Source organism: Cyanobacteria bacterium FACHB-DQ100 (genome assembly GCA_014695195.1).
GTDB lineage: Bacteria > Cyanobacteriota > Cyanobacteriia > Leptolyngbyales > Leptolyngbyaceae > Leptolyngbya.
In genome coordinates, this window is record JACJNW010000028.1 from 12,718 (window position 1) to 36,006 (window position 23,289).

Here is a 23,289-nt window from a genome sequence, read left to right on the forward strand (position 1 = left end):
TGAAAGACGCGATATGTGGGAAGTGTTCTTCGCATCTTTTGGAGTGTTGATCGTTAAAGGTCTGGGGGTTCCAAAACAGTTGCGATCGTTTGCATCAGTCTTTCTGGCTCGATCGGCTTCGATAAATGCTCGTTGTATCCGACTGATAGCGCTTGTTCGCGATGGTTCTCAGTCGCGTATGCCGTCAGCGCGATCGCTGGAAGATCCTCTGCAAAGGCGCGGATTTGTCGCAGCAAGGTCAATCCGTCCATTCCCTGTATTCCGATATCGCTGATCAGCAGATCAAACGACGATCGCTCAAATTCATCAAGTGCAGCTTGGGGTGAGGGAACTGCGGTCACGATCGCGCCTTCTTGCTGAACGATAAAGGCAAGGAATTGCAGGGTCGAAATATCATCCTCAACAATTAACACCCGAAGCCCCTTCAAGTTTGGCTTTGACGATGCAAGCATAGCGGTTTTCACAGAGTGTGAATCGATCACAAGCGGCAATTGAACAGTAAAGATTGCACCCTGTCCGATGCCTGCACTCTCAGCCCGGATGATGCCGCCATGCGCTTCGACCAACTGACGACAGAGCGATAGTCCCAAACCTAGCCCGCCAAACTGACGGGTAATTGAACTATCCTCCTGACGAAAGCGCTCGAACACAAACGGCAAAAATTCTGGAGCAATCCCTTGTCCGGTATCACTGATTTGGATTTGAGCGGTGCGATCGACCCGCGATAATGTCACTCTAATCTGACCCTCGATCGGCGTGAATTTAATTGCATTCGACAACAGATTCCAGATCACTTGTTGCAGCCGTCCGGCATCGCCCATCACCGGCGCGATCGTTGCATCTAAATCTGTTTTAATTTGAATCGATTTTGCCTCGGCAGCCAGCCGAACGGTTTCGAGTGCGGCGACGATCGCTTCAATCAAGGGAACCGAGGTAAAGTTCAGCGTCAGCTTACCGCGCACAATCCGGGCTAGATCGAGTAAATCATCGACCAGTTGTGCTTGGCGTTTGGCGTTTTCTTCGATCGTTTTGAGCGCTTGTTGAGTGTTGGCTTCTGAAAGTTGCTGTGTTCTCAGGACTTTTGACCAGCCAAGGATGGGAGTCAGCGGCGTTCTCAATTCGTGTGAAAGCGTCGCCAGAAATTCGTCTTTCGTCCGGTTGGCGACTTCTGCGGCATCGCGGGCGACTTGTTCTTGAGCTAAAAGCTGTTCGCGTTCTTTTTCGTAGCGCTTCCGATCGGTAATATCGCGCTGAATGGCGACAAAGTGCGTGATTTCTTGCTGACTATTGCGAATTGGTGTGATGTTCCATTCGACGTAGTATTCGCTGCCGTCTTTGTGATAGTTAATCGCCTCACCGTGAAAGGGTCTGCCTTGAGAAATTTCGCGCCGCAGGGCATCAAGCACTGCTCGGTCTGTGTGCGCTCCTTGCAGCAAACGCGGATTTTTGCCTAACACTTCTTCTGCGGCGTAGCCTGTCATTTCTGTAAAGGCGGGATTCACGTAGACCATCTCAGGTCCGGGGGAATCGAGATGGGCAGTCGTAATGACGATCGAATCCCGCGATTGTTGTACCGCAGACAACAAAAGCTGAATTGCTTCCTCGGCGACTTGCAAATCTCTTAATGCGCTGGTTAGTCGCTCTAAGGATTCTGTCAGCCTGCTTTTCTGCTTGAGGGGCAATTGTTCAGCGTCTTGTTGCAGCTCAGCAACTTGCTTTTGCACGTCCTGAATCTGCTCGATAAACTCATCTCCGTTCACGCGATCCTTATAACTTAATCACTTCAAAATCATTATGATTTGTGCCGCACCGAAAGGCACTCCTACTGGGAGGGATTTAGCAATTCCTTAAGAGTTATGGCGGTTGCAAGGCTAACTGCTTCTACAAGTATTAATCAATCCTGATTCTGTACAGATTGCATCTAACGGTCGATCCCAGGGATCGATCGGCAATTCATCTATCACGGCAACATCAAACAAAACGCCGATCGTCGCTTTGCCTTGCCATTCGGGTTGGCTGAGCATTCGATCGTAAAATCCGCCCCCATAACCCAGACGATACCCCCGCCGATCGCACATTACACAGGGAACTAAGATTAAATCTACTTGCTCAGCCTCAAGCGTTGGACTGTCTGGATCAGGTTCTGGGATACCGAAGTTGCCCGATCGTAGGCTTCCGGGTGTCCAAACGTGCCACAGTAATGCTTTTTCCACACAGCGGGGCAATCCCCACACTTTCGGGATTGTCAGCAGTTCTTGTAAATCTGGCTCTTGACGAACGCTGCAGTACGATAAAACAGTTTTTGCAGAACGCAAGCTATCGCAGGCTTTGAGGTGTTCACAAATCTGTTTGCTTTTCGCTTCCCATTCCTGAAGACAGAGCGATCGACGTTTCTGGAGATAGATTTTACGCAACTCTGATTTATACATTTTTACTGTTCATTGCTAATTCGGCTTTGTCGTAATTTCAGTAGATATGATTGCAGATATACGTCGATCGCGGAACTTCTCTTTATGAACGTGCTTGACCCGACCATTCAGTTTCAGCACCTGCAAACGCAACTACGCGAGCGTTGGCGCAATGTTGTTGAGTTTGACACCAGTGAAGCCGATATTATTGTGATTCCGTCGCTCAGTATTGATCAGCGAGAATTATCTAAGATCGAAGGCTTTTTACACTATGAAGAGCGGCTATTATTTTCGCTGATTCGCCTGCGAAATCCTCGGACTCGGTTAGTGTATGTGACTTCTCAACCGATTCACCCGAGCGTAATCGATTATTATCTCCAACTATTACCGGGAATTCCATTTTCCCATGCTCGCGATCGCTTGCTGTTGCTTTCAACTTATGATTCATCGCTCAAACCCCTCAGCCAAAAAATTCTCGATCGACCGCGATTGCTCGATCGCATCCGGCAAGCGGTCAATCCCGATCGCGCTTACATGATCTGCTATAACTCAACAACTGTTGAACGCGACTTATCGATTCAGTTAAACATTCCCCTATATGCACTTGATCCCGTATTACTAAACTGGGGCACAAAGAGCGGCAGCCGGCAAATTTTTGCAGAAAGTGGAGTGCCACACCCAGACGGCAGCGAACTGGTTTGGACTGCAAAAGATCTCGCTGTAGCAACAGCCGAATTATGGGAGCGCAATCCTGAATTGCAACGCGTTGTGATCAAGTTAAATGAAGGGTTTTCTGGCGAAGGAAACGCACTCTTTGACCTGCGACCTTTGGGAGAATACAAGCCCGGAGTCATCTCGCACGAACAGCGTGTCAGTAAGATTTACGATTGCTTTGCTCATCTCAAATTTGAAGCAAAAACCGAAACTTGGGAGAATTACGGGGGTCGCATTCCGGAGTTGGGCGCGATCGCAGAAGCCTTTATCGAAGGTGAGCATAAACTTTCACCCAGCGTTCAGGGTCGCGTCACTCCAGATGGCGAAGTTGAAATTCTCTCAACTCACGATCAAATTCTTGGTGGACCTAGTGGGCAAATCTATCTAGGTTGTCGGTTCCCAGCCGATGAATCCTACCGAATGCGGATTCAGGATATGAGTCTACAAGTGGGTCGAACCTTAGCGGCAAAAGGCGCACTAGAGCGATTTGGAGTAGATTTTGTTGCGGTTAAGCGCGAGGATCAGTGGGAATTTCATGCGATCGAAATCAACTTGCGAAAGGGCGGAACGACACATCCGTTCATGACGCTGAAATTCCTAACCAATGGTCGCTATGACTTATCAAGCGGCTTGTTTTATAGCCAGCACGGACGACCCAAATACTATATGGCAACCGATAATTTACAGAAACCGCAATACTGTGGGTTATTACCCAATGATTTGATGGATATCATCGCGCACTATGGTTTGCACTTCGATACAAGTACAGAAACGGGAACAGTCTTTCACTTGATGGGATGCTTATCTGAGTTTGGCAAATTGGGATTAACTAGCATTGGCAACTCACCGCAGCAAGCCGAAGATCTGTATCGCCGCGTGGTGAAAGCGATCGACGATGAAACAAAACCTTCGATCGATTTGCAGAACATCTCAGCAATGCGCTGGAATAGCGGCTATTAACAGCATCAAATCGAATGTGCCGGATCTTTTGAGGGACAGGTTTTATCATTGGGAAAAGTACGATCGACCATTCATCATGAAAGACCGCATCAAAGATTTAGCCGTTTCGCTCGCTCCGCGCCTGATTGAAATTCGTCGCCATATCCACAGCCATCCTGAACTGAGTGGACAAGAGCATCAAACTGCTGCCTATGTTGCGGGGGTGCTCTCGTCCTGTGGGCTGCACGTTAAAGAAGCGATCGGTAAAGTCGGAGTTGTGGGAGAACTCGACGGAGGCGACGATCCAAGATTACTGGCAATCCGGACAGATATGGACGCGCTGCCAATTCAAGAGCGGACTGGGCTGGAATTCGCCTCACGTCAGCCTGGAATTATGCACGCTTGCGGTCATGACGTGCATACCACGGTGGGGCTTGGAACCGCGATGGTACTTTCTCAACTTGGGGTGCCGCTTCCGGGTAAAATCCGATTTTTGTTCCAGCCTGCAGAAGAAATCGCCCAGGGCGCTCAGTGGATGGTCGAAGATGGTGTGATGAATGATGTCGATTCAATTCTGTCCGTGCATGTATTTCCCAGCATTCCGGCGGGCAAGATTGGCATTCGATATGGTGCTTTGACCGCAGCAGCGGATGACTTAGAACTCACGATTATGGGTGAATCTGGACATGGCGCACGTCCGCATGAAGCGATCGATGCCATCTGGATCGCGTCTCAAGTCATTACCAGCTTGCAGCAAGCGATTAGTCGGACTCAAAATCCGCTACGTCCTGTGGTGTTAACGATCGGAAAAATCAGCGGTGGACGCGCCCCGAATGTGATTGCTGATCAAGTCACGATGTCGGGAACGGTACGATCGCTGCATCCTGAAACCAGCGAAGTGCTACCGGCCTGGATTGAAAACATTGTCTCGAAGGTTTGCGAGATGTACAGCGCAAAGTATGAAATGAGCTATCGGCGAGGGACACCCTCGGTACAGAATGACGCGAAGCTGACAAGCTTGCTCGAATCGTCGGCGCGGGAAGTTTGGGGAAACGAAAGCGTTCAAATCATCCCCGAACCTTCTCTGGGTGCAGAAGACTTTTCTTGCTATTTGCAGCACGCTCCGGGCAGTATGTTTCGCTTGGGTGTGGGATATCCCGATCGCAAAAACTATCCGCTGCATCATCCGCAGTTTGAAGTGGATGAAACCGCTATCGTCACTGGAGTCGTCACAATGGCGTGTGCAGCTTATCGCTATTGGCAATCTTAAAATTCTTTCTCGTGGGGGAGTCTCGATCGAGCATTTATCTCGCACACTAATTACATTGATTTTAGGAGTGTCTGATGGCTTCTCCCACTCGGTTAACCGGATTAGATTTAGTCGATTGCGCCAGAGCAAATGCAAAACAAGGGATTGAAACAGCCGCAAATCTCTGTGGTTATGGATCGGATTTAGAAGGATTTCGATCGCAGCTAAAACAAGCCTGCGACCATATGCGGATTGAATTTCACGAACTCAGTGACTTAGTTAAAGATCAACCGGTCGCTGTGAGTTTAGAGGGTGTAACTGTAGAGCCGGATTCGCCGGGAGAACTTTAAAAGATAAAACCTCCAATCTCTTGAAGAAATTGGAGGCTTTTGGGGATAGGGACAATCGCGATCGCGCTAGGCAGCAATGACTTGAGTGAGCGGTGTCCAACGGAAATAGCGCTCTCCGCCCACTTCGACCACAACCTTCACACGCGGTTCAATTTTGGGCAGATTTGCCAAATATTCAAGCTCTTGGCTCGATAAAATGTGCCCTTCGATAATCCAGAGCAGCAAGCCCTTCGATTTTGGGGGCAGTTGGGCAATTTGCGTGGTGACGATCGGCGGAACAAACCAGACATTTCCGACTGCTGCCCCAGAGCCAGTGCTTTTCTTACCCAAGTGTGCCGGACGAACACCATGCACTCCGGTCAAATAGGCAGCGACATCGCCCAGTCCTCTTGCGCTAATGCTGAGCGACTTGTAGCCCGATGCGCGAATTCTGCGGCGATACCGACCTTCAAATCCGCCTTCTAGCGGCACATAGGCAGCGATCGCGCCGTGGGTTTCAAGGTCTTTGATCAATTGTCCGCCAGTGGTGAGAAGTGCCATGTCGCCCGAACCTTCCTAAACAACGGTATTTACAAACAATATTAAGAGACGCAAAGCATCCATTGATATTTTAGTGGGTTATTTCCCCTCAAACCTTCAGGAATCTCTATTCCTGTCATAAATTTGTGGGTGGCGGGATGAATTGTGTCGTTCCGATCGTGCTCCAAAAAATTCGATTCTCCACCTTCAGCTGGGTGAAACTTTTCAAAAACTGATTGATTGTATACAGTATTCGATTTATTGTCCGGTGTTAGAATACACAGCTATAAAATAGTGTATACAGTATGCTTTAGCGATAAAATTGCCTTCTACTGGAAAAGCTCATAAATTCAGCTACCGTTCTTCGGCAAAACACGCTCTGGCTGATAACAATCGCTTGCACCATTGCAATTGGTAGCCTTTATTACAATCAGCCGCTATTAGCACTAATCAGCGCTGATTTGCAGATTTCGTCTGCTGAGGTAAGTAGCGTTCCAACTTTGACGCAGATTAGCTATGCAGTTGGCTTACTGTTGTTTGTGCCGTTGGGCGATCGCGTCGATCGACGTAAGTTAATTGTTGGATTAAGCGGTCTAAATGCGATCGCGCCGCCTGACCCTGCAGAATCAGCCAAAGACACCAAAAAAGAGAAAACGCCTGCGATCGCACCGCTCCGCACCGTGATTTTTCAAGTCGGCAAAGCTCAAACTGCACGCGAGAATCTTGTGCCAACGGTCAAAGGGAAAGAAGCTGTGGTTGAGTTTAGCGAATTCAAACTGCAATCTTCAGACGCTCAGGCTAAAGTGGTCGCCAACGCTGAAAAACTAATCCCTGCTGCGCTGCTAAAACAGCCTAATCCCCAGTCTGTCATCTTGTTAAATAGCACTGAAAGTGCCGATGTTGCACTACTTGCAAACTGGAACTGTACGGCTGATTTTGCAGAAGGAGAAAAGCCCGCTGAATTTGATACCTTAGACGCAGAAGTCGCTGGGCTAGTAGATGTTGAGCAGCATCCCTACAATGTGGTGAGTATCTTGCCCGCAGAAGTGAAAAAACCTAGCAAGGATTCAGAAGCATCATAAGATGCTGGCTTCTACCGGTATGCGTACCCGCCTTATTTTCCCTTGCATCTCAAAGAGATTTCCCTATGACTGTCAGTGTACCTGAAAAGGAATCCTTCAGCCTCAGCGCCTTTCTAATTAGTGATGCGCCTGCCCGATTTTTACTCAGTTGGGTAGCTGGATTCGTCGATACGGCTGCATTTATTAGCTTGTTTGGCATCTTTACCGCTCACGTCACCGGAAATATTGCCTTAGCAGGTTCCGCTTTCGCCAGTTCTGACCCTCTCACGACGCTGCTTCGGCTCTCGATGTTGCCGATCTTTATGCTGTCTGTGATGGGGACATCGCTGCTAGGGCGACTGTGCCGCAAGCGCAGATGGGCAGTGTTACCAGTATTACTGAGCGCAGAAGCGATCGCCCTCGCTATCTTCATAATGGTCGGATTGCAATACTCTAGTACCCTGATTATTGATGCTCAAGATGGCTTGATGTTTCCGATCGCGGCGACCGGCGTGATGGCGATGGGGATTCAGAATGCCTTGATGAAAGAAGCAGCTTCTTCGTTTACGGGCTATTTTCCAACCACGGTAATGACCGGAAACTTTACGCAGTTTACGATCGATCTAGTGCAATATTTCAGCGCAAAACTTTCCAAACAGACCGAAGAAGCGAAAGCCGAGGCAGCAGAGGCGATCGTAAAACTGAAGCGCACGTCGCCCCTGCTGGTTGGATTCTTTCTAGGAGGAACCGGAGCAGCCTATTTCGTGCCATCGGCAGAGTTTTGGTGTCTCTCGATGCCCTTGCTGATTGTGAGTATGCTGGCAGTCGCCGCTTACATTCAGGCTGCAAAAACTCAAAATGTTTAACAAAACGAGGAAATGGAACTATGAAACGAATGTTAGTGTCTATGTTTGCCTGCGTGATGCTAGCTGCAAGTTTTGCAATCATGCCTGTTGCTCAAGCGACTCCCATGTTGTCTGCGGATGCGCCTGCTGCAACCGTTGATCCGTACACTGAGCTAAAAGCGAAGATTGTACCTGAACTGGAAAAGATTCTGACTCCAGATCAGCAAACTCAGCTTGAAGAGGCGATCGCCAATGGAACGAGCTTGAAGAAAGCGTTTAAGTCGGTGTCGCTGACTCCAGCGCAGAAAAGTCAAGTGGGCATGATGATGAAGTCAGTTCCCAAAGAATATTTCACATCGCTGACTCCAGCGCAGAAGCGGGAACTGTTTATGCAGAAGAAAGAGTTCTTCATGACCAGCGGTAAGGCGAAAGCAGAAAAAGCGATGAAAGCATCTGCCGCAAAAGTTCCTGACGCAAAAGTTGCAGACACAATTGAATCGGCGGAAAAAGCAGTCGAAAAGAGCGCAGATTGATATGAGTTGAGGGTTTCGCATCGATCGATGTTCGCCCCTAAACTTTTCACTGCAATTTTCCATGGTGTAGAGCTTTAAGGTGTAGAGCTTTAAGGTGTAGAGCTTTAAGGTGTAGAGCTTTAAGGATTGAAAATTGCTTTGATCTCAAAGGGTTGCACACGGGGTTTAGAGGTTTGCTTCGTTGTAAGCGGCTTCTGCCCCCTAAATCCCCCACGAGTGAGGGACTTTGAGGAAGTGGAGTTAACTCTCAATCGTGTGGATGATTTCTTCGAGGACACGACTTAAATTTGACAATTCATAAAGTTAACTAAGGGTGTTGTCTCTACAAGCTAGCCCCTTCAGTCAGAGATGCGATCGCTGCTCGAAGTCCCCTACTCGTGGGGGATTTAGGGGGCTTCCCGCATCTATAATCGCTAGCGGACTCGTATCCGCTTAGTTCTTCTTACCCACAATCTCACGCACCCGATAAATCGGGCGACCTTGCGATTCGTGATACGTCCGCATCGAAATCTCTGCCAAAAGCCCAAAGCTAAACAGATTCAACCCCGCAAGAAACAATACAACCGCAAGAATTAACAAAGGGCGCTGTCCGATATCCTCACCCAACCCCAGCTTCAAAAACACCAAGTAAAGCCCGATCGTGACTCCCGACAGAAGCGACAATAAGCCAAACAGTCCAAAAACGTGCATCGGGCGCGTGAGGAATTTCCGCATAAACGAAACCGTCAGCAAATCCATCACCACGCGGAAGGTGCGATCGAGTCCGTATTTGCTCTTGCCAAACTGCCGCGCATGATGCTTTACCGGGATTTCTGCGATTCTTGCACCTTCGATGAATGCTAATGCAGGTAAAAACCGATGCAGTTCCCCGTACAGGTTCATATCAGCAACGAGTTCCGATCGATACGCCTTTAGCGAGCAGCCATAATCATGCAATCGCACTCCGGTGACGCGCCCGATCAGCCAGTTTGCAATCTTCGACGGCAAGACACGGGTTAGCGAAGCGTCCTGGCGATTTTTGCGCCAACCGCTTACAAGATCGTATCCCTCGTTCAATTTGGCTAACAGATTCGGAATGTCGCTTGGATCGTTCTGCAAATCGCCATCGAGCGTCACAATAACCTTGCCGATCGCCTGTCCAAATCCGGCTGCCATTGCCGGAGTCTGTCCATAATTGCGGCGCAAAATGACTGCTTTTAGATCATCTCGAAGCTGTGCCTGTTGTTTGAGTAGCGCGTCTGAGCCATCGCGAGAACCATCATCCACACAGATAATTTCATAGCTCAGTGCCGCATCTCTTAAACTCGTGGAAATCGCACTAATCAACCTTGGAATACTCTCCACTTCGTTGTAAATCGGAACCACGACCGAAACATCGGGCTGAACCGTGGAACCAAGCGCGATCGACAATTCACTAGAAATTACTGGCTTCATGAAGGCTAAACAATACACAGCCAAGACTCAGCTTAGGACATCTTGATCCTTTGAGGACGATTTTGCTCGAATTAGGTTGCTTTGTCTTAGATTTTTTTGTTTTAGATTTTTTGTTTTAGATTTCTTTGTCTTGTGCGATCGCGCCCACAGTCCCTTTCACGGCTCGAAGGTAATCGCTTGGAGCGAGTAGAATCTGTAGCCCTCGCATTCCCGCAGAAATCGAAACCACATCAAATAATTCAATCAGTTCATCGACATAAACTGGGTAATCTTTTTTGCAAGCGAGAGCCGTTACGCCGCCGCGAATGTATCCGGTGAGCGGTTGAACTTCCTTAAGGGGTGCTGTTTCAACTTTGCGATTGCCTGACAATTTTGCTAATGCCTTGAGATCAAGCTGCATATTACCCCCAATCACCGCAAGGCAAATCCCATTGCGATCGCCCCGTGCCACCAGCGTTTTAAACACCTGTTCGGATGGAAGTCCAATCTTTTCTGCAACCGCTTCCGCTGCTAGATTGTCAGGATCGACCTCGTATTCTCTCAGTTCATAAGCGATGCCCAAATTGTCTAAAACGCGAACCGCATTCGTTTTCATACGTAGTTTAGAGTTGCGAAACAATGAATTTGTAACATTGGCAACACGTCATGGGAAGTCTACAAAAAGACCTTTCGTGTGATCCATCATGGTGGCTCGTAGACGTTTTATTCTTCAAGCTGGAGCAAGTCTTCTCGTAACGGCAGGAGTTCAGGGCTGTCTGCAAACTTCCCAAATCTCGACTCAGAACCAATCCACTCTCAAAGTTAGCAAAACTCTAGCAGACCAAATTCAGGAGCGGGGACACCTCAAGATAGTGACCGAAGACGACTACCCGCCGTTTGAATTTCTGCTTAACGGTAAGCCCACAGGCTTTAATCATGAATTATTAACACGACTACAGCAAGCCGTTCCTTTCGAGATTCAGCAGGAGATTATGCCTTGGCAGGGACTTCTGCCTGGGGTGGAGCAGGGCAAATATGATGTCGCACTTACGGCCGTTGGAATTACCGACGATCGCGCCAAATTTCTCGACTTTACAAGCCCGATTGCAGAATCGACGATCGCTTATATCAAACGCAAAGATGACAACTCGATTCAAGCAATCAAGTCCCTTTCGGGGAAAGTGCTGGGCGTACAGCAGGGCGGCGTATCGATGGCTGCTATCCCTGACTTAGAAGCCACTTTAAAAGAGCAAGGAGGCAGACTCGGAACGGTCAAACAGTACCGGGGGTTTGCAGAAGCGTATCAAGACTTGCTCAACAAAAAATTGGATGCAGTTCTTCACAATATTGTGTCTCTGTCTGTATTAGTCGATGAAAAACCTGCCATTTTTGCGCTGGGAGAGCGAGTCAGCCGCAAATCTTATGCAGCTTGGGCGGTGAAAAAAGGCAACCGGGAGCTATTAGACCTGTTAAACCAATTTTTGCAGCAGCAGCGCGAGCAAGGAGAACTGAAAAAGCTTCAGCAGGACTGGCTCAGAATTACGTTCGAGCATCTCCCCAAAGAACCGCGCTTACCTGGCGATCGTCCCATTCCATCCTGAACTACTTTTTCGTTGTGTTCCGACTCATGAAATTTACTCTACGAAAATTTGCGTTGCGTCACCGTGATATTTTGATGCGATCATTGACGGTTAGCCTGATTCTGTCGATTAGTGGTGGTGCTTGCTATAGCTATCAGTTAGTCCGGAACACGCTGTTAGCAAGCTTAAAGAAAAATGCTTTTTTAGAGCTTGCTCAAGGTCGAGAAAGCCTCGATCGCTGGCTCTCCAATCAAAAAATTCATGTAGAAACCCTAGCCAATACTGATCAGGTGCGATCGCTGGATTGGGCTAAAACAGAACCCTACCTCAAATCAGAAACACTGCGGTTTAGTGATGTCTATGCCATCGCTATTGCTAGACCCGATGGATGGCGCAACGTGATTGGGGGTAAACCTGCAAATATTGCCGATCGCGTCTTTTTTCAAAAAGCAATGACAGGCATCACGAATGTCAGCGATCCGCTGATTAGCCGAGCCAATCAAACTCCCAGTTTGGCGATCGCGGCTCCGATTCGTGAGGGTTTTGACACGAATAGCCCACCGATTGGAGAAATCCATAGCCTGGTCACCTTAGAGCGCATTAATCGGGTCATTAGCAGTTTGGAATACGGCAAAAATAGCTATGCCTTTGCGATCGATTCCCAAGGGCGGGTTGTGGCTCATGCCAATCCAGCCTTTGGTTTTGGGAAGACTCAAGCCCAAGATACCCAATTGCTAGAAATCATTCAGCACATTCCCAAGAACAAACAAGGCATTGAGTTAATCAAAGTCGGAAACCAAACTCAATATCTCGCTCATCTGCCGCTGCAAGAAGCAAACTGGTTTGTAGCATTATTGATTCCAAGAGAGAACATCGAATCTCAGTTGCAGTACCTAGATAGTATTGCTCTAACTGTTGCCGGACTGGCGATCGCGTTATTGGTGATTCTCGGACGAATTCAGTTGATTGAGCAGGGACATCTGAAAAAATCAAATGAACTTCTGGAGAAGCGGGTGACAGAACGGACAGCAGAGCTATCCAGCGCGATCGAACAAATTCAACAATCCCAAATTTGGATGATCCAGAATGAAAAGATGTCTGCGCTGGGAAATTTAGTCGCGGGAGTCGCGCATGAGATCAATAACCCAGTGAATTTCATTCATGGCAATCTTACCTATGTCAATAGGTACGCTGAGGATCTTTTGCATTTAATCCATCTTTATCAGGAACAGTTTCCTGATTCATCAGAGCCGATTCAGCATTATCTACAAGAAATTGATTTTGAGTTTCTAGCCGGGGATTTACCAAAAATGCTGACTTCGATGCGGATGGGAACGGATCGTATCAGGCAGATTGTTCTGTCTCTGCGGAACTTTTCGCGGCTAGATGAAGCAGAGGTCAAACCCGTTGATATCCATGAAGGAATTGATAACACGCTGCTGATTTTGCAACATCGTTTGAAGGCCACTGCCGATCGCACTGCGGTTGAGGTGATCAAAGAGTATGGAGATCTACCTTTAGTCGCCTGTTATGTGAGCCAACTCAATCAGGTCTTTATGAATATTCTGGTGAATGCTCTGGATGCGATGGAAGATCAGCGCAGCGCAAAGTTACCCACAAGCTGCACGATTCGGATTAGGACTCAAACGCTGAATCAAGGAATGGTACAAATTGCGATCGCTGATCAGGGTTTAGGTATGACTCCGGAGGCGCAACAGCGAATTTTTGATCCGTTTTTTACAACAAAGCCCGTGGGCAAAGGCACAGGCATGGGAATGTCGATCAGTTATCAAATCGTGACGGAACGGCATCAGGGTAAATTGTACTGCGTGTCCCAGCTTGGGGAGGGCACAGAATTCTTTGTTGAAATTCCTATACAGTAGCGTCGATCGCTCCATTGCATAGAGCGGTGAGTTCAGTCATTGCCTCTACGTCTCGGTCATGCTTGTTGCCGCTTATCTTCACCCGTGAGGCGGATCGCTCCGCTCTGGGTGCGATAGGATTTAGGGAAACGAAATCGCAGACATTACGCGCTTGAGTCTTCCTGGGAGTTGTGGATATGGGACTGTTTGACCGCATCTGGCGTGCGATTCGCGCCAACCTGAATCATCTAATCTCACAGATGGAAGATCCAGAAAAGATTCTGGAACAGACGGTGATTGATATGCAGGATGACTTGATTCGATTGCGTCAAGCCGTCGCTCAGGCAATCGCCACACAAAAACGCACCGAACGTCAAGCCGCTCAAGCCCGATCGAGCGCAGAAGAATGGTATCGCCGCGCTCAGTTAGCCCTTTCTAAAGGCGATGAACATCTGGCGCGAGAAGCTCTAGCACGACGTAAAAGCTATGTCGAAACAGCTCAGGCGATGGAATCTCAACTGAGCCAGCAGGCTTCGGTGGTAACGCAATTAAAGCAAAATATGCTGAAGCTGGAGAGCAAGATTGCCGAAGCCAAGACGAAAAAGGATATGTATATCGCACGGGCGCGATCGGCAAAAGCGTCTGAGCAACTGAATCAAATGCTGAATAGTGTCGGGACTGGCAGCGCCATAAATGCGTTTGAGCGGATGGAGGAGAAAGTCTTGCAGCTCGAAGCGCGATCGGAAGCGGTGGCAGAACTGGGAAGCGATGATCTCGAAAAGCGGTTTGAGGCGTTGGGGCAAGGCGACGAACTCGATGCAGAACTCGCTGCGATGAAAGAGCAAATCAGCGGAACACTGCCGCCTGCACATCCACCTGTTGATCCGGAGCTTGAGCGATTGCGATCGGAAATTCGCGGTTCATAGCAGGAACCCCCCAACGATTTCAGCCTTTTTATGGCTTAATGAGGGTTAAATTCCTGGAAATCTTATGAAAGATGATTTACTGCGCCGAGAGCAGGCATTCCATGATCAGTGGGCAAGCACGATCGATGTCGGTGGCATTCGGGTATCCGATTATTTTGAAGCCTGCACTGCTCCGGAGAATCGATTTATTTTGAGACAGCTTGGAGATGTCCGAGGAAAATTGCTGCTCGATCTCGGTTGTGGCGCAGGTGAGAATAGCGCCTATTTTGCTCGACTGGGAGCACAGTGTATTGCGGCAGATTATTCGCCTGGCATGGTGGATGTGGCGCTGCAACTGGCAGCCCGAAATGGAGTTCAGGTCGAAGGTCGGGTGGTGAATGCGATGGCGATCGACCTTCCCGATAATACGTTCGATATTGTTTACGCCTCGAATTTACTGCATCACATTCCTGATCCGAAAATTACGCTGCGAGAGATGCACCGCATTCTTAAACCCGGTGGAAAGGCTTGTTTTTGGGATCCGTTGCGGCATAATCCGGTGATTAATGTCTATCGACGCATGGCAACAGAAGTGCGAACCGAAGACGAAACGCCTTTAGATATTGAAATTGTGGATTTTATTCGATCGCTGTATTCCCAAACAAATTACGATACCTTTTGGATTGCAACGCTGTGGATTTTCTTGCAGTTTTATCTAATCGAGCGAGTTAATCCAAACAAAGAGCGCTACTGGAAAAAAATCATTCTGGAGCAAGCGCGATTAGAAAAAACCTATTTGCGGCTTGAGAAGCTCGATCGTGTGTTAAAAAAACTTCCACTCATGAAGCGAATGGCGTGGAATTTGGCAGTGGTCGCAACGAAGTAACGACAAATTCAGATAAGATTGACAATCAGTTTACGGGTGGAGAAGCTCATGAGCGCTCACATGCGTCGATCAATTCTGACTTACAGTTTGCTGAGCGCGATCGCGGTTTTGATGCTGATTCCGCTCGTCTGGTTGGTTAGCACGTCATTCAAGTCGCCGACTGAAGACCTATTTCAATTTCCACCGCAATTTATTCCACAGCAACCGACTCTGGAGAATTTTGTCACCGTTTGGCAGAGCAATCCGTTTGGGCGATATCTGTTTAACAGTACGTTGGTGTCAGCGTTAACGGTTGTATTGAATCTAATATTCTGCTCACTTGCGGCTTATCCATTAGCACGATTAAGTTTTGCAGGTCGAGAAATCATTTTTAGCGCCATCGTCTCGACTATCTTGATTCCATTCCAGATCGTGATGATTCCACTATATGTATTAGCGGTACAGTTAGGATTGCGAAATAGCTATATTGGAATTATCTTTCCGGCGATCGCGTCTGCATTTGGAATCTTCTTGCTGAGACAAGCCTTTCAAGGAGTCCCGAAAGAACTCGAAGAAGCAGCGCGGATGGATGGCTGCTCAGAGCTTGGAATCTGGTGGTATGTGATGCTTCCGTCGATTCGTCCTGCACTGGTAACGCTAGCAATTTTCGTGTTTATCGGGTCATGGAGCGATTTCCTTTGGCCTCTTTTAGTGCTCGATCGACCTGAATTATTCACCTTACCGCTCGGTGTCGCCAATTTAGCGGGAACCTTTACGCTCGATTGGCGCTTGATTGCGGCGGGATCAGTGATCTCGATCGTGCCAATTTTGCTGTTTTTCCTCGTAATGCAGCGCTACATCGTCCCGACCGAAGCCGGAAGCGGTGTAAAAGGATGATAGTTCTAACCGAAACAGTTTGATATATTAGTAAAACACTAGCCCTAATTTGCCTGTGAAACTTGATAACGCTGCCCCTTTTGATGCCAAAACTGCTGCTAAGCAACCCTTTCTAACCGTTATGCGTGAACTTGCCACGACCTATCAAGCTTTTTGCGCCTACGACGAAGCCCACATCCGCGAAACTGGCTTAACATCGCCGCAATTCGATGTGATTTGCACGCTCGGTAATACCTCTGGCATGTTCATGAATCAGCTTGCAGAGAAAACGCTGGTCACGAAAGGAACACTAACGGGAATCATCGATCGCCTAGAGCAGAAAAACTTAGTCCGTCGAGAAGTTCCCCCAGAAAATCGTCGCTGTTTTCTCATCGTTCTGACACCCGAAGGGGAAGCGCTATTTGAGAAAATCTTTCCGGTTCATATCGCCCATCTCAAAGAGCGGTTCGATCGCCTCACTCCCGACGAATTAAACGCAATCAAAACCGCATTACAGCGCTTGAAATCGGTTTTTGCCGATTAATACGATCGCACTTTCTGAAATTCATATGCCCCCAGCAACGCGCCCCAAATCGGTCGTTGAGTTTCTGGATCAATCCCCTTGTCGTAGCTCAAGAAGCGATCGCGCATTGCCTCAAATCCCAGCGCAACTTGAATCGTATTGCCCCCAAGCGAGAACACACATTGCGTATCGGGCGGCGGTGAAGCGATGAAGTGAAGTCCTTGATCGGTCGAATTGACGGCAACCTGTAGCGTACAGCTCGGAAGTAGTTCGATCGCATCCTCGGTCAAACGATCGAGCAATTCCGGTTGTTGTCCGGCTCCCCGGACAGAACTCGGATCTTTGAACTGGTAATACTGCACCTTCAGCCCTCGATCGTCCTCTTGCAATCGCAATAATCGTTGTCGATAAGGCTGGTCTAATTTCAACACATTCGATTGCTCAGCAAAAATCGCCAAGCTATCTTCAAACAAGTGAACGGGACGCTGCCACAGGCGCAGATGTACAAACCAAGCCGGACTTTCTCTTGCCTGATCTTGGTTATCAAATTCTCCTGCTAGGTATGCCGCCAGAGTTTGAAGCACTTTGATGACTCGATCGCGCTCTATAAAAGTTTCAGATATCTAGTTTCAGATATCTTTCAATTGAAAAACTATTCAAGTGAACTCATTTCTAAAATTTTTGTGATTTCTACGGGACTGACGGGGCTCGAACCCGCAACTTCCGCCGTGACAGGGCGGTGCTCTAACCAATTGAACTACAGTCCCAGATTTGCTTTCGCGCTGTTTCTTCAGCACGATCTCTATAATGCAGGGTTTTACCAAATTTGTCAAATAAATCACGAAGATTTTTTCCAAAGAAGAAGTTTGATCCCCACACAATCTTCTGACCAATCCTGAATTCCCTTGTTATCACTGAAGTAGGAAGATTGGCAGGTGCTAGGCGGAGCTATGAAACAAGGGAAAGGTGGGTTGCATCCAGCAGTTAAAGTTGCACTCTGTTCGACGGCTTTGACAGCGATCGTAGGAACTATTTTGCTTAAGGTGTTTCCGATCGAGATTTCGATCTCCTCTGGAACCCCGAACACGGTTCCGGTGATCAAGACTGCAAATTCACCCCCTGCCGACTCTGTGACCCCGCCTAAAGTCGAAAAGCCTGATCCTACTGCCCTCGCTGCAAGACAGGGCAATTTGCGGATTCGGAATCAATCCGACCACGCTGTTCGGGTTGCGCTTCTAGCCCGTCAGCCGAAAGAACCAAGCGCGAAGTCTAGCGACCCCCAAAAAGGATTCGCGCTTCCGGCGCATTGGGATTTCGCGCCCCAAGAAGGCAGTGAGTCGGGATTGCTAGTCGCGTTACCGAGCCGATCGATCCAACTCAAACGCGGCGACGTGCTGGTTGCCTTCGCTCAGGATGGCTCACAGCGCTATTGGGGGCCGTTTGTGGTGGGAGAGACAGATCAACCGGATTGGAACGCTCAAGCAGGCGAATGGGAGCTAGCCTTGGATAATTAGACGCGGTACAGGCTCATCACTTCCGACAAGGGCAACCGGGACTGAGCCGCGATCGCTAAGTCTGAAATATGACCCCGATCTAAATGCTCCGATGCTGCACAGCCGATCATTGCGGCATTATCCGTACAAAATTTCATCGGTGGAAACATCACTTTGATGTTGTACGGCGCTGCTGCGGCTTGAAGTTGCTCTCGTAACCCGCGATTTGCCGCCACACCGCCCCCAACCGCGATCGTATTTAGTCCATAATCTCGTGCACAAGCGATCGCCCGTTTCGTTAACGCACGAACGACTGTGGCTTGAAAACTTGCGGCGAGATCTGCGATCGGCAAGGGTTCCCCAGTTGCTTCAAGCCGCTGAGTTAACCGCAACACTGCCGTTTTCAACCCGCTAAAACTCGAATCATAGGGATGAAATCCTCCTTCCGGTCGCGAAATCTGGCCTTCAGGAAGCGCGAATGCTTTTGGATCACCCTCAGCGGCTAGACGATCAATGATCGGGCCTCCCGGATACTCTAGCTTTAATAATCGAGCTACTTTATCAAAGGCTTCTCCAGCCGCATCATCACGGGTTTGACCTAGCACCTCATACCGGCCGCAATCTTTGACGTAAATTAAGCTGGTATGCCCCCCAGATACTAGCAAGCAAAGAAACGGCGGCTCCAAGTCGGGATCGCTCAAATACGAGGCGTAAATATGTCCCTCCAAGTGATGCACCCCGATAAACGGCTTGTCATGCACGATCGACAAAGTTTTCGCCGCCGTCAATCCGACCAAAAGCGCCCCGACTAATCCAGGGGTGCAAGTCCCCGCAATTCCGTCAATTTCCGACCAATCAAGACCCGATTCTGTCAAGCACTGGTCGATCGCTTGATTCACGATTTCGACGTGCTGGCGCGAGGCGACTTCGGGCACAACGCCGCCGTATTGCTGATGAATTGCGATCTGTGACGAAACAACGCTACTCAAAATGTGACGATTTTTTACGATCGCCACCGCAGTTTCGTCACAACTTGTTTCAATTGCTAAGACCGTTGCCATTTGCTGGTAGGTTTTGGGAGTAGGTGACTGTTTACAGTCGCTCAACGAGAATGAGCTAGGCTGGTTTTCTAGTTTAGCGCTCCACTCATCTTGTGCAAAAAATCAACTTTTTGACACAATCCTCCTTTGTAATCCGTCAATAAAGGGAAACAATTCCATGCAACGATTGTTTGCTCTAGTGCTTGCCATTTTCCTTGGGTTTGGCTTTGTCAACGTCCAGCCCGCCCACGCTTATAATCTGACTCCTTGCAGCGAAAACGAAGTGTTTGCCCAACGAATCCAAGATTCGCAAAACGCAACCGCTCGTCGTCGCCTAGAGCTTTACGCAGAACATGGCTTGCTCTGCGGTAAAGACGATGGACTGCCCCACTTGATCACCGATGGCAACCTCAAGCACGTCGGAGAATTCACGCTTCCGGGTCTGCTCTTTCTGTACATCGCAGGCTGGATCGGCTACTCTGGTCGGTCTTACCTGAATGCCGCAAAGAAAGCAGGCAATCCTGAAGAAAAAGAAATCATCATCGATGTGCCTTTGGCAATTAGCTGCGTTTTGCCTGCATTGCTGTGGCCGCTTCTCTCGATCCAGGAACTCCTTGCGGGTACCCTGATCGAGCGTGACGATCGCATTCCTGTAGGTGCTGACTCGCTGCTGCTGAATCGGACTGACAAGCGGAAAATGCCCTCACAGGCACGCTAATTTCTGCGCCTCGCGGTGAAAGCAAATTTTGCACTATCCGCCGCGAGTGCGATCGAAACAGGTCGTCAACTATCCACTTCTGTTTGGAGATTATCTATGGCAAGATATCTTTCCTTGAATGCTCTGTTAGGGGTTGTAACCCTCAGTGTTCTCCTAACCGCATTTATCTTGATTAACTGGGTTGCACCGGACTTGCTGTTCTTGTTCCAGTAAGCCCCAAGTCACTTGAAATGGGCAGTTAGCTCGTTGCTAGAGCAAGTACCTTGTACTCTAGTAGGTGTAGCCAACTGCCCATTCTTGTGTGATGAATCCTGAAGCCGAAATCCGGCGACTGCTCGACGTGATGCCTGCATCCGGTCGGATGTTCGCCAAAATTATGAGTAAACCCGACCAGAGAGTTGTGATCGACGCTCCCGCACCGCTTCCGTGGACGAGCGATCGACCGATCTACATTAATTTCGATCTCTGGAGTCGACTGGCGCGATCGCAGCGAGATTTGTTAATTCTACGAACCGTGAATTGGAGCCTTGGGATTCGATGGTTCCAACCTTCCCCGATGTTAGGCTTAACTGTATTAGGCGCGATCGGGCTGGGAATCGAATTGGCTCAGCAGGATTTTGTCGGAGTTGCCGCTGCCAGTGGACTAAGTGCGATCGCTCTATTTCAAATCTGGCGCGACAGTAAAAGCTCTCGCGTTGAGCTTGATGCAGATGAGAAAGCAATCAAAATTGCTCAGCGACGCGGATATACAGAAACAGAGGCAGCACAAGCGTTATGTAGCGCGATCGAGTCGGTGGCGCAAAATGAAGGGCGGATGCTGAACTTTGTGGAATTACTTCGATGTCAAGCCTTGAGAGCGATCGGTGGACTCTCTCCGGTTGGCATTCCAGATGAACTGCGGCGCGAGTAGATTGCGTGAGCGTTTTACCCAGTTGCCGGGAAATCTATCAATACAAACTCACGCGATTTCTTTTAATCAGGCATTTGCTCTGATTTTGGGTTTTCCGCATACGATGAGTTTGTTGCAGAGATAGCGGACAACTGCGCCGTTCATGACCCACGATCGCACTCGATGTGTCCCTTTATGGCTGAAATGGCAACCCAAACTTCCCCGACTCGGAGTGTCGATGTCAAATTTGATGTCGAACTGCGAAAAGTCACCAAGGTGTACAACGGCGAACCCGCAGTGCGCGGAATCGATTTGAGCATTCGACGCGGTGAGTTTTTTAGCATTTTGGGGCCTTCTGGTTGCGGCAAAACTACAACCCTGCGAATGATTGCGGGATTTGAACAGCCTTCAGCCGGAGATATCTTAATTCGCGATCGCTCGATGCTGAATGTTCCCCCGTACAAGCGTCCTGCAAATACAGTGTTCCAGAGCTATGCACTATTCGGACACATGACCGTCTGGGAGAACATTGCATTCGGGTTAAAGATTCAGCGATGTTCGCGATCGGAGATTCAAGATCGAGTCCGAGACGCGCTCAAATTAGTCAAGCTCGAATCGCTTGCAAATCGATTTCCAGCCCAGCTTTCTGGCGGACAACAGCAACGGGTTGCCGTAGCGCGGGCATTAATCAATCGTCCTGCCGTATTGCTGCTCGATGAACCGCTCGGAGCCTTGGATCTGAAACTACGCAAGGAGATGCAGATCGAACTCTCAACCTTACACCGAGAGCTAGGCATTACTTTTGTGATGGTAACGCACGACCAAGAAGAAGCGCTTTCCTTGTCCGATCGCATTGCCATCATGAATCTGGGCAAAGTCGAGCAGGTTGGTACACCAGAGCAGGTTTACGATCGACCTCAAACCGCTTTCGTTGCAAACTTCATTGGCGATACCAATCTATTGCGCGGCAAAATCGAAGGCGCACATCCTCAAACACTCTGGATCAGAACCGAAACTGGGATCAAGCTCACGGTGCAGCAGAGCGCCAATCGGCTTACATCGGGATGGGTGATGGTGAGTGTACGCCCTGAAAAAATTCAGATTGCTTTAGCTCCGGTGGGCGATACAGCGAATTGTTTTGCAGGTCGATTACAGGATGTGATGTACTTGGGAACGCATGTCCATTGTTTTGTGCAGCTAAAGTCGGGCGATCGTATCATTGTTCGCCAGCCTACGTCATTCAGCCTTCCGAGCGCTGATGCTCCCATCTATGTGCATTGGGATGCCGCCGACAGTTTAGCGTTATCCGAATCGTAGGAGGCGCAAATGTCGTATTCTCGCCGTCGATTTTTGAAAACTGCCGCAGCAGGATTCTCTGGGGTTGCACTGTCTAGCTGCGGTTGGACGCTGGCAAAGGTGCAGACCGATCGAGTAATGGCGACTGCCTCTGATGAGCTACACATCTACACTTGGGCAAACTACATCGATCAGGAATTGATTGATGCCTTTCGTGCCAAAACGGGAATCAAAGTCACCTTCGATGTGTTTGACTCTAATGAGATGATGCTGGCAACGTTCCAGGCGGGAAAAGCGGGAATTTACAGCGTGATTTATCCTTCTGACTACAAAGTGACGGAGATGATTCGGCTCGGCTATCTTGCTGAGTTGGATCATCTCCGGTTAGAGAGCCTAAACAATCTATTACCTCGATTCCAGAGAACCACACATGATCCGGGAAATCGCTACAGTGTTCCAATGAGTTGGGGAACTACGGGCTTACTCTACAACAGCGAGAAGATTACCAACTCTCCAACCGATTGGAACTATCTTTGGGAGAACAAAGACAAGCTAAAGCGGCGAATTACTTTGATCAATGATGTGCGAGAAGTTTTGGGTGCAACTCTACGATCGCTCGCTTATTCCTACAATTCCAAGAATCCAGCAGAACTGCAAAAAGCCTACGATCGTCTTCAAGAACTAAAGCCTGCGATCGCAACATTCACAACAAATGGCTGGCGCGATCAATTGATTGCAGGTGACTTGTCGATCGCAATGGCCTATTCATCGGATGCCCTGCTTGCGATTAGTCAAGAACCCAAGCTGAGATATGTAATTCCTGCCAGTGGCACTTCGATCTGGAGCGATACGATGGTGATTCCGAAAACGGCTCCAAATCCTGATGCAGCTTATGCTTGGATTGAGTTTATGTTAAGACCCGAAGTAGCCGCGAAGGTGACAGAACGATTGTCTTTTGCGACCACAAACCAAGCTGCGATCGCAAAATTACCGGAAGCACTTCGATCTAATCCAGGTATGTTTCCGTCAACCGAGATTATTGATAAATCAGAGTCAATCTTGCCAATGGAGCGGACGGTTTTGGAGGCATACGATCGCTATTGGACAAAGTTAACCAGCAGTTAGTCATTTGCTGTAGGGTTGTTCGAGCTGAAGTAATATGTGAACAGCTAGTCAATCTACTGTTCTAAATCCTAGAATTAGACCGAAAC

Annotated in this window: 24 protein-coding genes and 1 tRNA gene; 17 read left to right on the forward strand and 8 right to left on the reverse strand. The window is 48.7% G+C overall.

Annotated features, from left to right (window positions below):
• Nucleotides 1–53 precede the first annotated feature (53 nt).
• Nucleotides 54–1,760 carry a response regulator gene (locus H6F51_11295; protein ID MBD1823063.1) on the reverse strand — a complete coding sequence of 569 codons (1,707 nt, stop codon included), beginning with the start codon at nucleotides 1,758–1,760 and terminating at the stop codon, nucleotides 54–56.
• 111 nt (nucleotides 1,761–1,871) lie between these two features.
• Nucleotides 1,872–2,429: a 5-formyltetrahydrofolate cyclo-ligase gene (locus H6F51_11300; GenBank protein ID MBD1823064.1), complete on the reverse strand. Its 558-nt coding sequence runs from the start codon at nucleotides 2,427–2,429 to the stop codon at nucleotides 1,872–1,874.
• Nucleotides 2,430–2,513: 84 nt separating this feature from the next.
• On the opposite strand from H6F51_11300, the gene H6F51_11305 reads away from it, so the two are divergent.
• The 3 genes from H6F51_11305 to H6F51_11315 all read left to right on the forward strand — a co-directional run bounded on the left by H6F51_11305 (nucleotide 2,514) and on the right by H6F51_11315 (nucleotide 5,660).
• Nucleotides 2,514–4,082 carry a carboxylate-amine ligase gene (locus tag H6F51_11305; GenBank protein ID MBD1823065.1) on the forward strand — a complete coding sequence of 523 codons (1,569 nt, stop codon included), beginning with the start codon at nucleotides 2,514–2,516 and terminating at the stop codon, nucleotides 4,080–4,082.
• Nucleotides 4,083–4,158: 76 nt separating this feature from the next.
• Nucleotides 4,159–5,331, forward strand: coding sequence for an amidohydrolase (locus H6F51_11310; GenBank protein ID MBD1823066.1), 1,173 nt, complete (start codon nucleotides 4,159–4,161; stop codon nucleotides 5,329–5,331).
• A 74-nt stretch (nucleotides 5,332–5,405) separates the two neighbouring features.
• Nucleotides 5,406–5,660, forward strand: a complete 255-nt coding sequence (locus H6F51_11315; protein MBD1823067.1) for a hypothetical protein — start codon at nucleotides 5,406–5,408, stop codon at nucleotides 5,658–5,660.
• Between the two features lie 66 nt (nucleotides 5,661–5,726).
• Here the strand turns inward: H6F51_11315 and ndhN are convergent, their stop codons facing one another.
• Nucleotides 5,727–6,200: an NAD(P)H-quinone oxidoreductase subunit N gene (gene ndhN, locus H6F51_11320; protein MBD1823068.1), complete on the reverse strand. Its 474-nt coding sequence runs from the start codon at nucleotides 6,198–6,200 to the stop codon at nucleotides 5,727–5,729.
• Between the two features lie 479 nt (nucleotides 6,201–6,679).
• On the opposite strand from ndhN, the gene H6F51_11325 reads away from it, so the two are divergent.
• The 3 genes from H6F51_11325 (at nucleotide 6,680) to H6F51_11335 (ending at nucleotide 8,618) form a co-directional block, all read left to right on the forward strand.
• Nucleotides 6,680–7,261 carry a hypothetical protein gene (locus H6F51_11325; GenBank protein ID MBD1823069.1) on the forward strand — a complete coding sequence of 194 codons (582 nt, stop codon included), beginning with the start codon at nucleotides 6,680–6,682 and terminating at the stop codon, nucleotides 7,259–7,261.
• Nucleotides 7,262–7,326: 65 nt separating this feature from the next.
• Nucleotides 7,327–8,106 carry a DUF1275 domain-containing protein gene (locus H6F51_11330; GenBank protein ID MBD1823070.1) on the forward strand — a complete coding sequence of 260 codons (780 nt, stop codon included), beginning with the start codon at nucleotides 7,327–7,329 and terminating at the stop codon, nucleotides 8,104–8,106.
• A 20-nt stretch (nucleotides 8,107–8,126) separates the two neighbouring features.
• The gene (locus H6F51_11335; GenBank protein MBD1823071.1) at nucleotides 8,127–8,618 is read left to right on the forward strand and encodes a hypothetical protein; all 492 of its coding nucleotides are present in this window, start codon (nucleotides 8,127–8,129) and stop codon (nucleotides 8,616–8,618) included.
• 432 nt (nucleotides 8,619–9,050) lie between these two features.
• Here H6F51_11335 and H6F51_11340 read toward each other — a convergent pair whose 3' ends face one another.
• Together H6F51_11340 and ybaK are read right to left on the reverse strand one after the other, a co-directional pair.
• Nucleotides 9,051–10,052, reverse strand: coding sequence for a glycosyltransferase family 2 protein (locus H6F51_11340; protein MBD1823072.1), 1,002 nt, complete (start codon nucleotides 10,050–10,052; stop codon nucleotides 9,051–9,053).
• 115 nt (nucleotides 10,053–10,167) lie between these two features.
• Nucleotides 10,168–10,647, reverse strand: a complete 480-nt coding sequence (gene ybaK / locus H6F51_11345; GenBank protein ID MBD1823073.1) for a Cys-tRNA(Pro) deacylase — start codon at nucleotides 10,645–10,647, stop codon at nucleotides 10,168–10,170.
• A gap of 88 nt (nucleotides 10,648–10,735) precedes the next feature.
• Here ybaK and H6F51_11350 point away from each other — a divergent pair, with 88 nt between their 5' ends.
• From H6F51_11350 to H6F51_11375, 6 genes are all read left to right on the forward strand, one after another.
• The gene (locus tag H6F51_11350) at nucleotides 10,736–11,632 is read left to right on the forward strand and encodes a transporter substrate-binding domain-containing protein (protein ID MBD1823074.1); all 897 of its coding nucleotides are present in this window, start codon (nucleotides 10,736–10,738) and stop codon (nucleotides 11,630–11,632) included.
• Between the two features lie 710 nt (nucleotides 11,633–12,342).
• Nucleotides 12,343–13,494: a hypothetical protein gene (locus tag H6F51_11355; GenBank protein ID MBD1823075.1), complete on the forward strand. Its 1,152-nt coding sequence runs from the start codon at nucleotides 12,343–12,345 to the stop codon at nucleotides 13,492–13,494.
• A gap of 176 nt (nucleotides 13,495–13,670) precedes the next feature.
• Entirely contained in the window at nucleotides 13,671–14,399 is a 729-nt protein-coding gene (locus H6F51_11360) for a PspA/IM30 family protein (protein ID MBD1823076.1), read from the forward strand.
• Nucleotides 14,400–14,463: 64 nt separating this feature from the next.
• Entirely contained in the window at nucleotides 14,464–15,264 is an 801-nt protein-coding gene (locus H6F51_11365; protein MBD1823077.1) for a class I SAM-dependent methyltransferase, read from the forward strand.
• 48 nt (nucleotides 15,265–15,312) lie between these two features.
• Nucleotides 15,313–16,140: a carbohydrate ABC transporter permease gene (locus H6F51_11370; GenBank protein ID MBD1823078.1), complete on the forward strand. Its 828-nt coding sequence runs from the start codon at nucleotides 15,313–15,315 to the stop codon at nucleotides 16,138–16,140.
• 121 nt (nucleotides 16,141–16,261) lie between these two features.
• A complete protein-coding gene (locus tag H6F51_11375) occupies nucleotides 16,262–16,663 on the forward strand; it encodes a MarR family transcriptional regulator (GenBank protein MBD1823079.1) in 402 nt (133 codons plus the stop codon).
• Here H6F51_11375 and H6F51_11380 read toward each other — a convergent pair.
• Complete coding sequence (locus H6F51_11380) at nucleotides 16,660–17,250, reverse strand: chromophore lyase CpcT/CpeT (protein ID MBD1823080.1); 591 nt, start codon at nucleotides 17,248–17,250, stop codon at nucleotides 16,660–16,662. The genes H6F51_11375 and H6F51_11380 overlap by 4 nt on opposite strands.
• A gap of 85 nt (nucleotides 17,251–17,335) precedes the next feature.
• A tRNA-Asp gene (locus tag H6F51_11385) sits at nucleotides 17,336–17,409 on the reverse strand.
• Nucleotides 17,410–17,592: 183 nt separating this feature from the next.
• On the opposite strand from H6F51_11385, the gene H6F51_11390 reads away from it, so the two are divergent.
• Nucleotides 17,593–18,156 (forward strand): hypothetical protein, encoded by a 564-nt coding sequence (locus tag H6F51_11390; protein MBD1823081.1) that lies wholly within the window; start codon nucleotides 17,593–17,595, stop codon nucleotides 18,154–18,156.
• On the opposite strand, the gene tsaD is transcribed toward H6F51_11390, so the two are convergent.
• On the reverse strand, nucleotides 18,153–19,196 hold the full coding sequence (tsaD, locus tag H6F51_11395) for a tRNA (adenosine(37)-N6)-threonylcarbamoyltransferase complex transferase subunit TsaD (GenBank protein MBD1823082.1): 1,044 nt from the start codon (nucleotides 19,194–19,196) through the stop codon (nucleotides 18,153–18,155). The genes H6F51_11390 and tsaD overlap by 4 nt on opposite strands.
• Nucleotides 19,197–19,353: 157 nt before the next feature.
• Between tsaD and H6F51_11400 the strand changes: the two genes are divergently transcribed.
• The 4 genes from H6F51_11400 (at nucleotide 19,354) to H6F51_11415 (ending at nucleotide 23,203) form a co-directional block, all read left to right on the forward strand.
• On the forward strand, nucleotides 19,354–19,893 hold the full coding sequence (locus H6F51_11400) for a Photosystem I reaction center subunit III (protein ID MBD1823083.1): 540 nt from the start codon (nucleotides 19,354–19,356) through the stop codon (nucleotides 19,891–19,893).
• A 304-nt stretch (nucleotides 19,894–20,197) separates the two neighbouring features.
• Complete coding sequence (locus H6F51_11405) at nucleotides 20,198–20,803, forward strand: DUF3318 domain-containing protein (protein MBD1823084.1); 606 nt, start codon at nucleotides 20,198–20,200, stop codon at nucleotides 20,801–20,803.
• Between the two features lie 183 nt (nucleotides 20,804–20,986).
• Nucleotides 20,987–22,099, forward strand: coding sequence for an ABC transporter ATP-binding protein (locus tag H6F51_11410; GenBank protein MBD1823085.1), 1,113 nt, complete (start codon nucleotides 20,987–20,989; stop codon nucleotides 22,097–22,099).
• A gap of 9 nt (nucleotides 22,100–22,108) precedes the next feature.
• On the forward strand, nucleotides 22,109–23,203 hold the full coding sequence (locus tag H6F51_11415; protein MBD1823086.1) for a spermidine/putrescine ABC transporter substrate-binding protein: 1,095 nt from the start codon (nucleotides 22,109–22,111) through the stop codon (nucleotides 23,201–23,203).
• Nucleotides 23,204–23,289 lie beyond the last annotated feature (86 nt).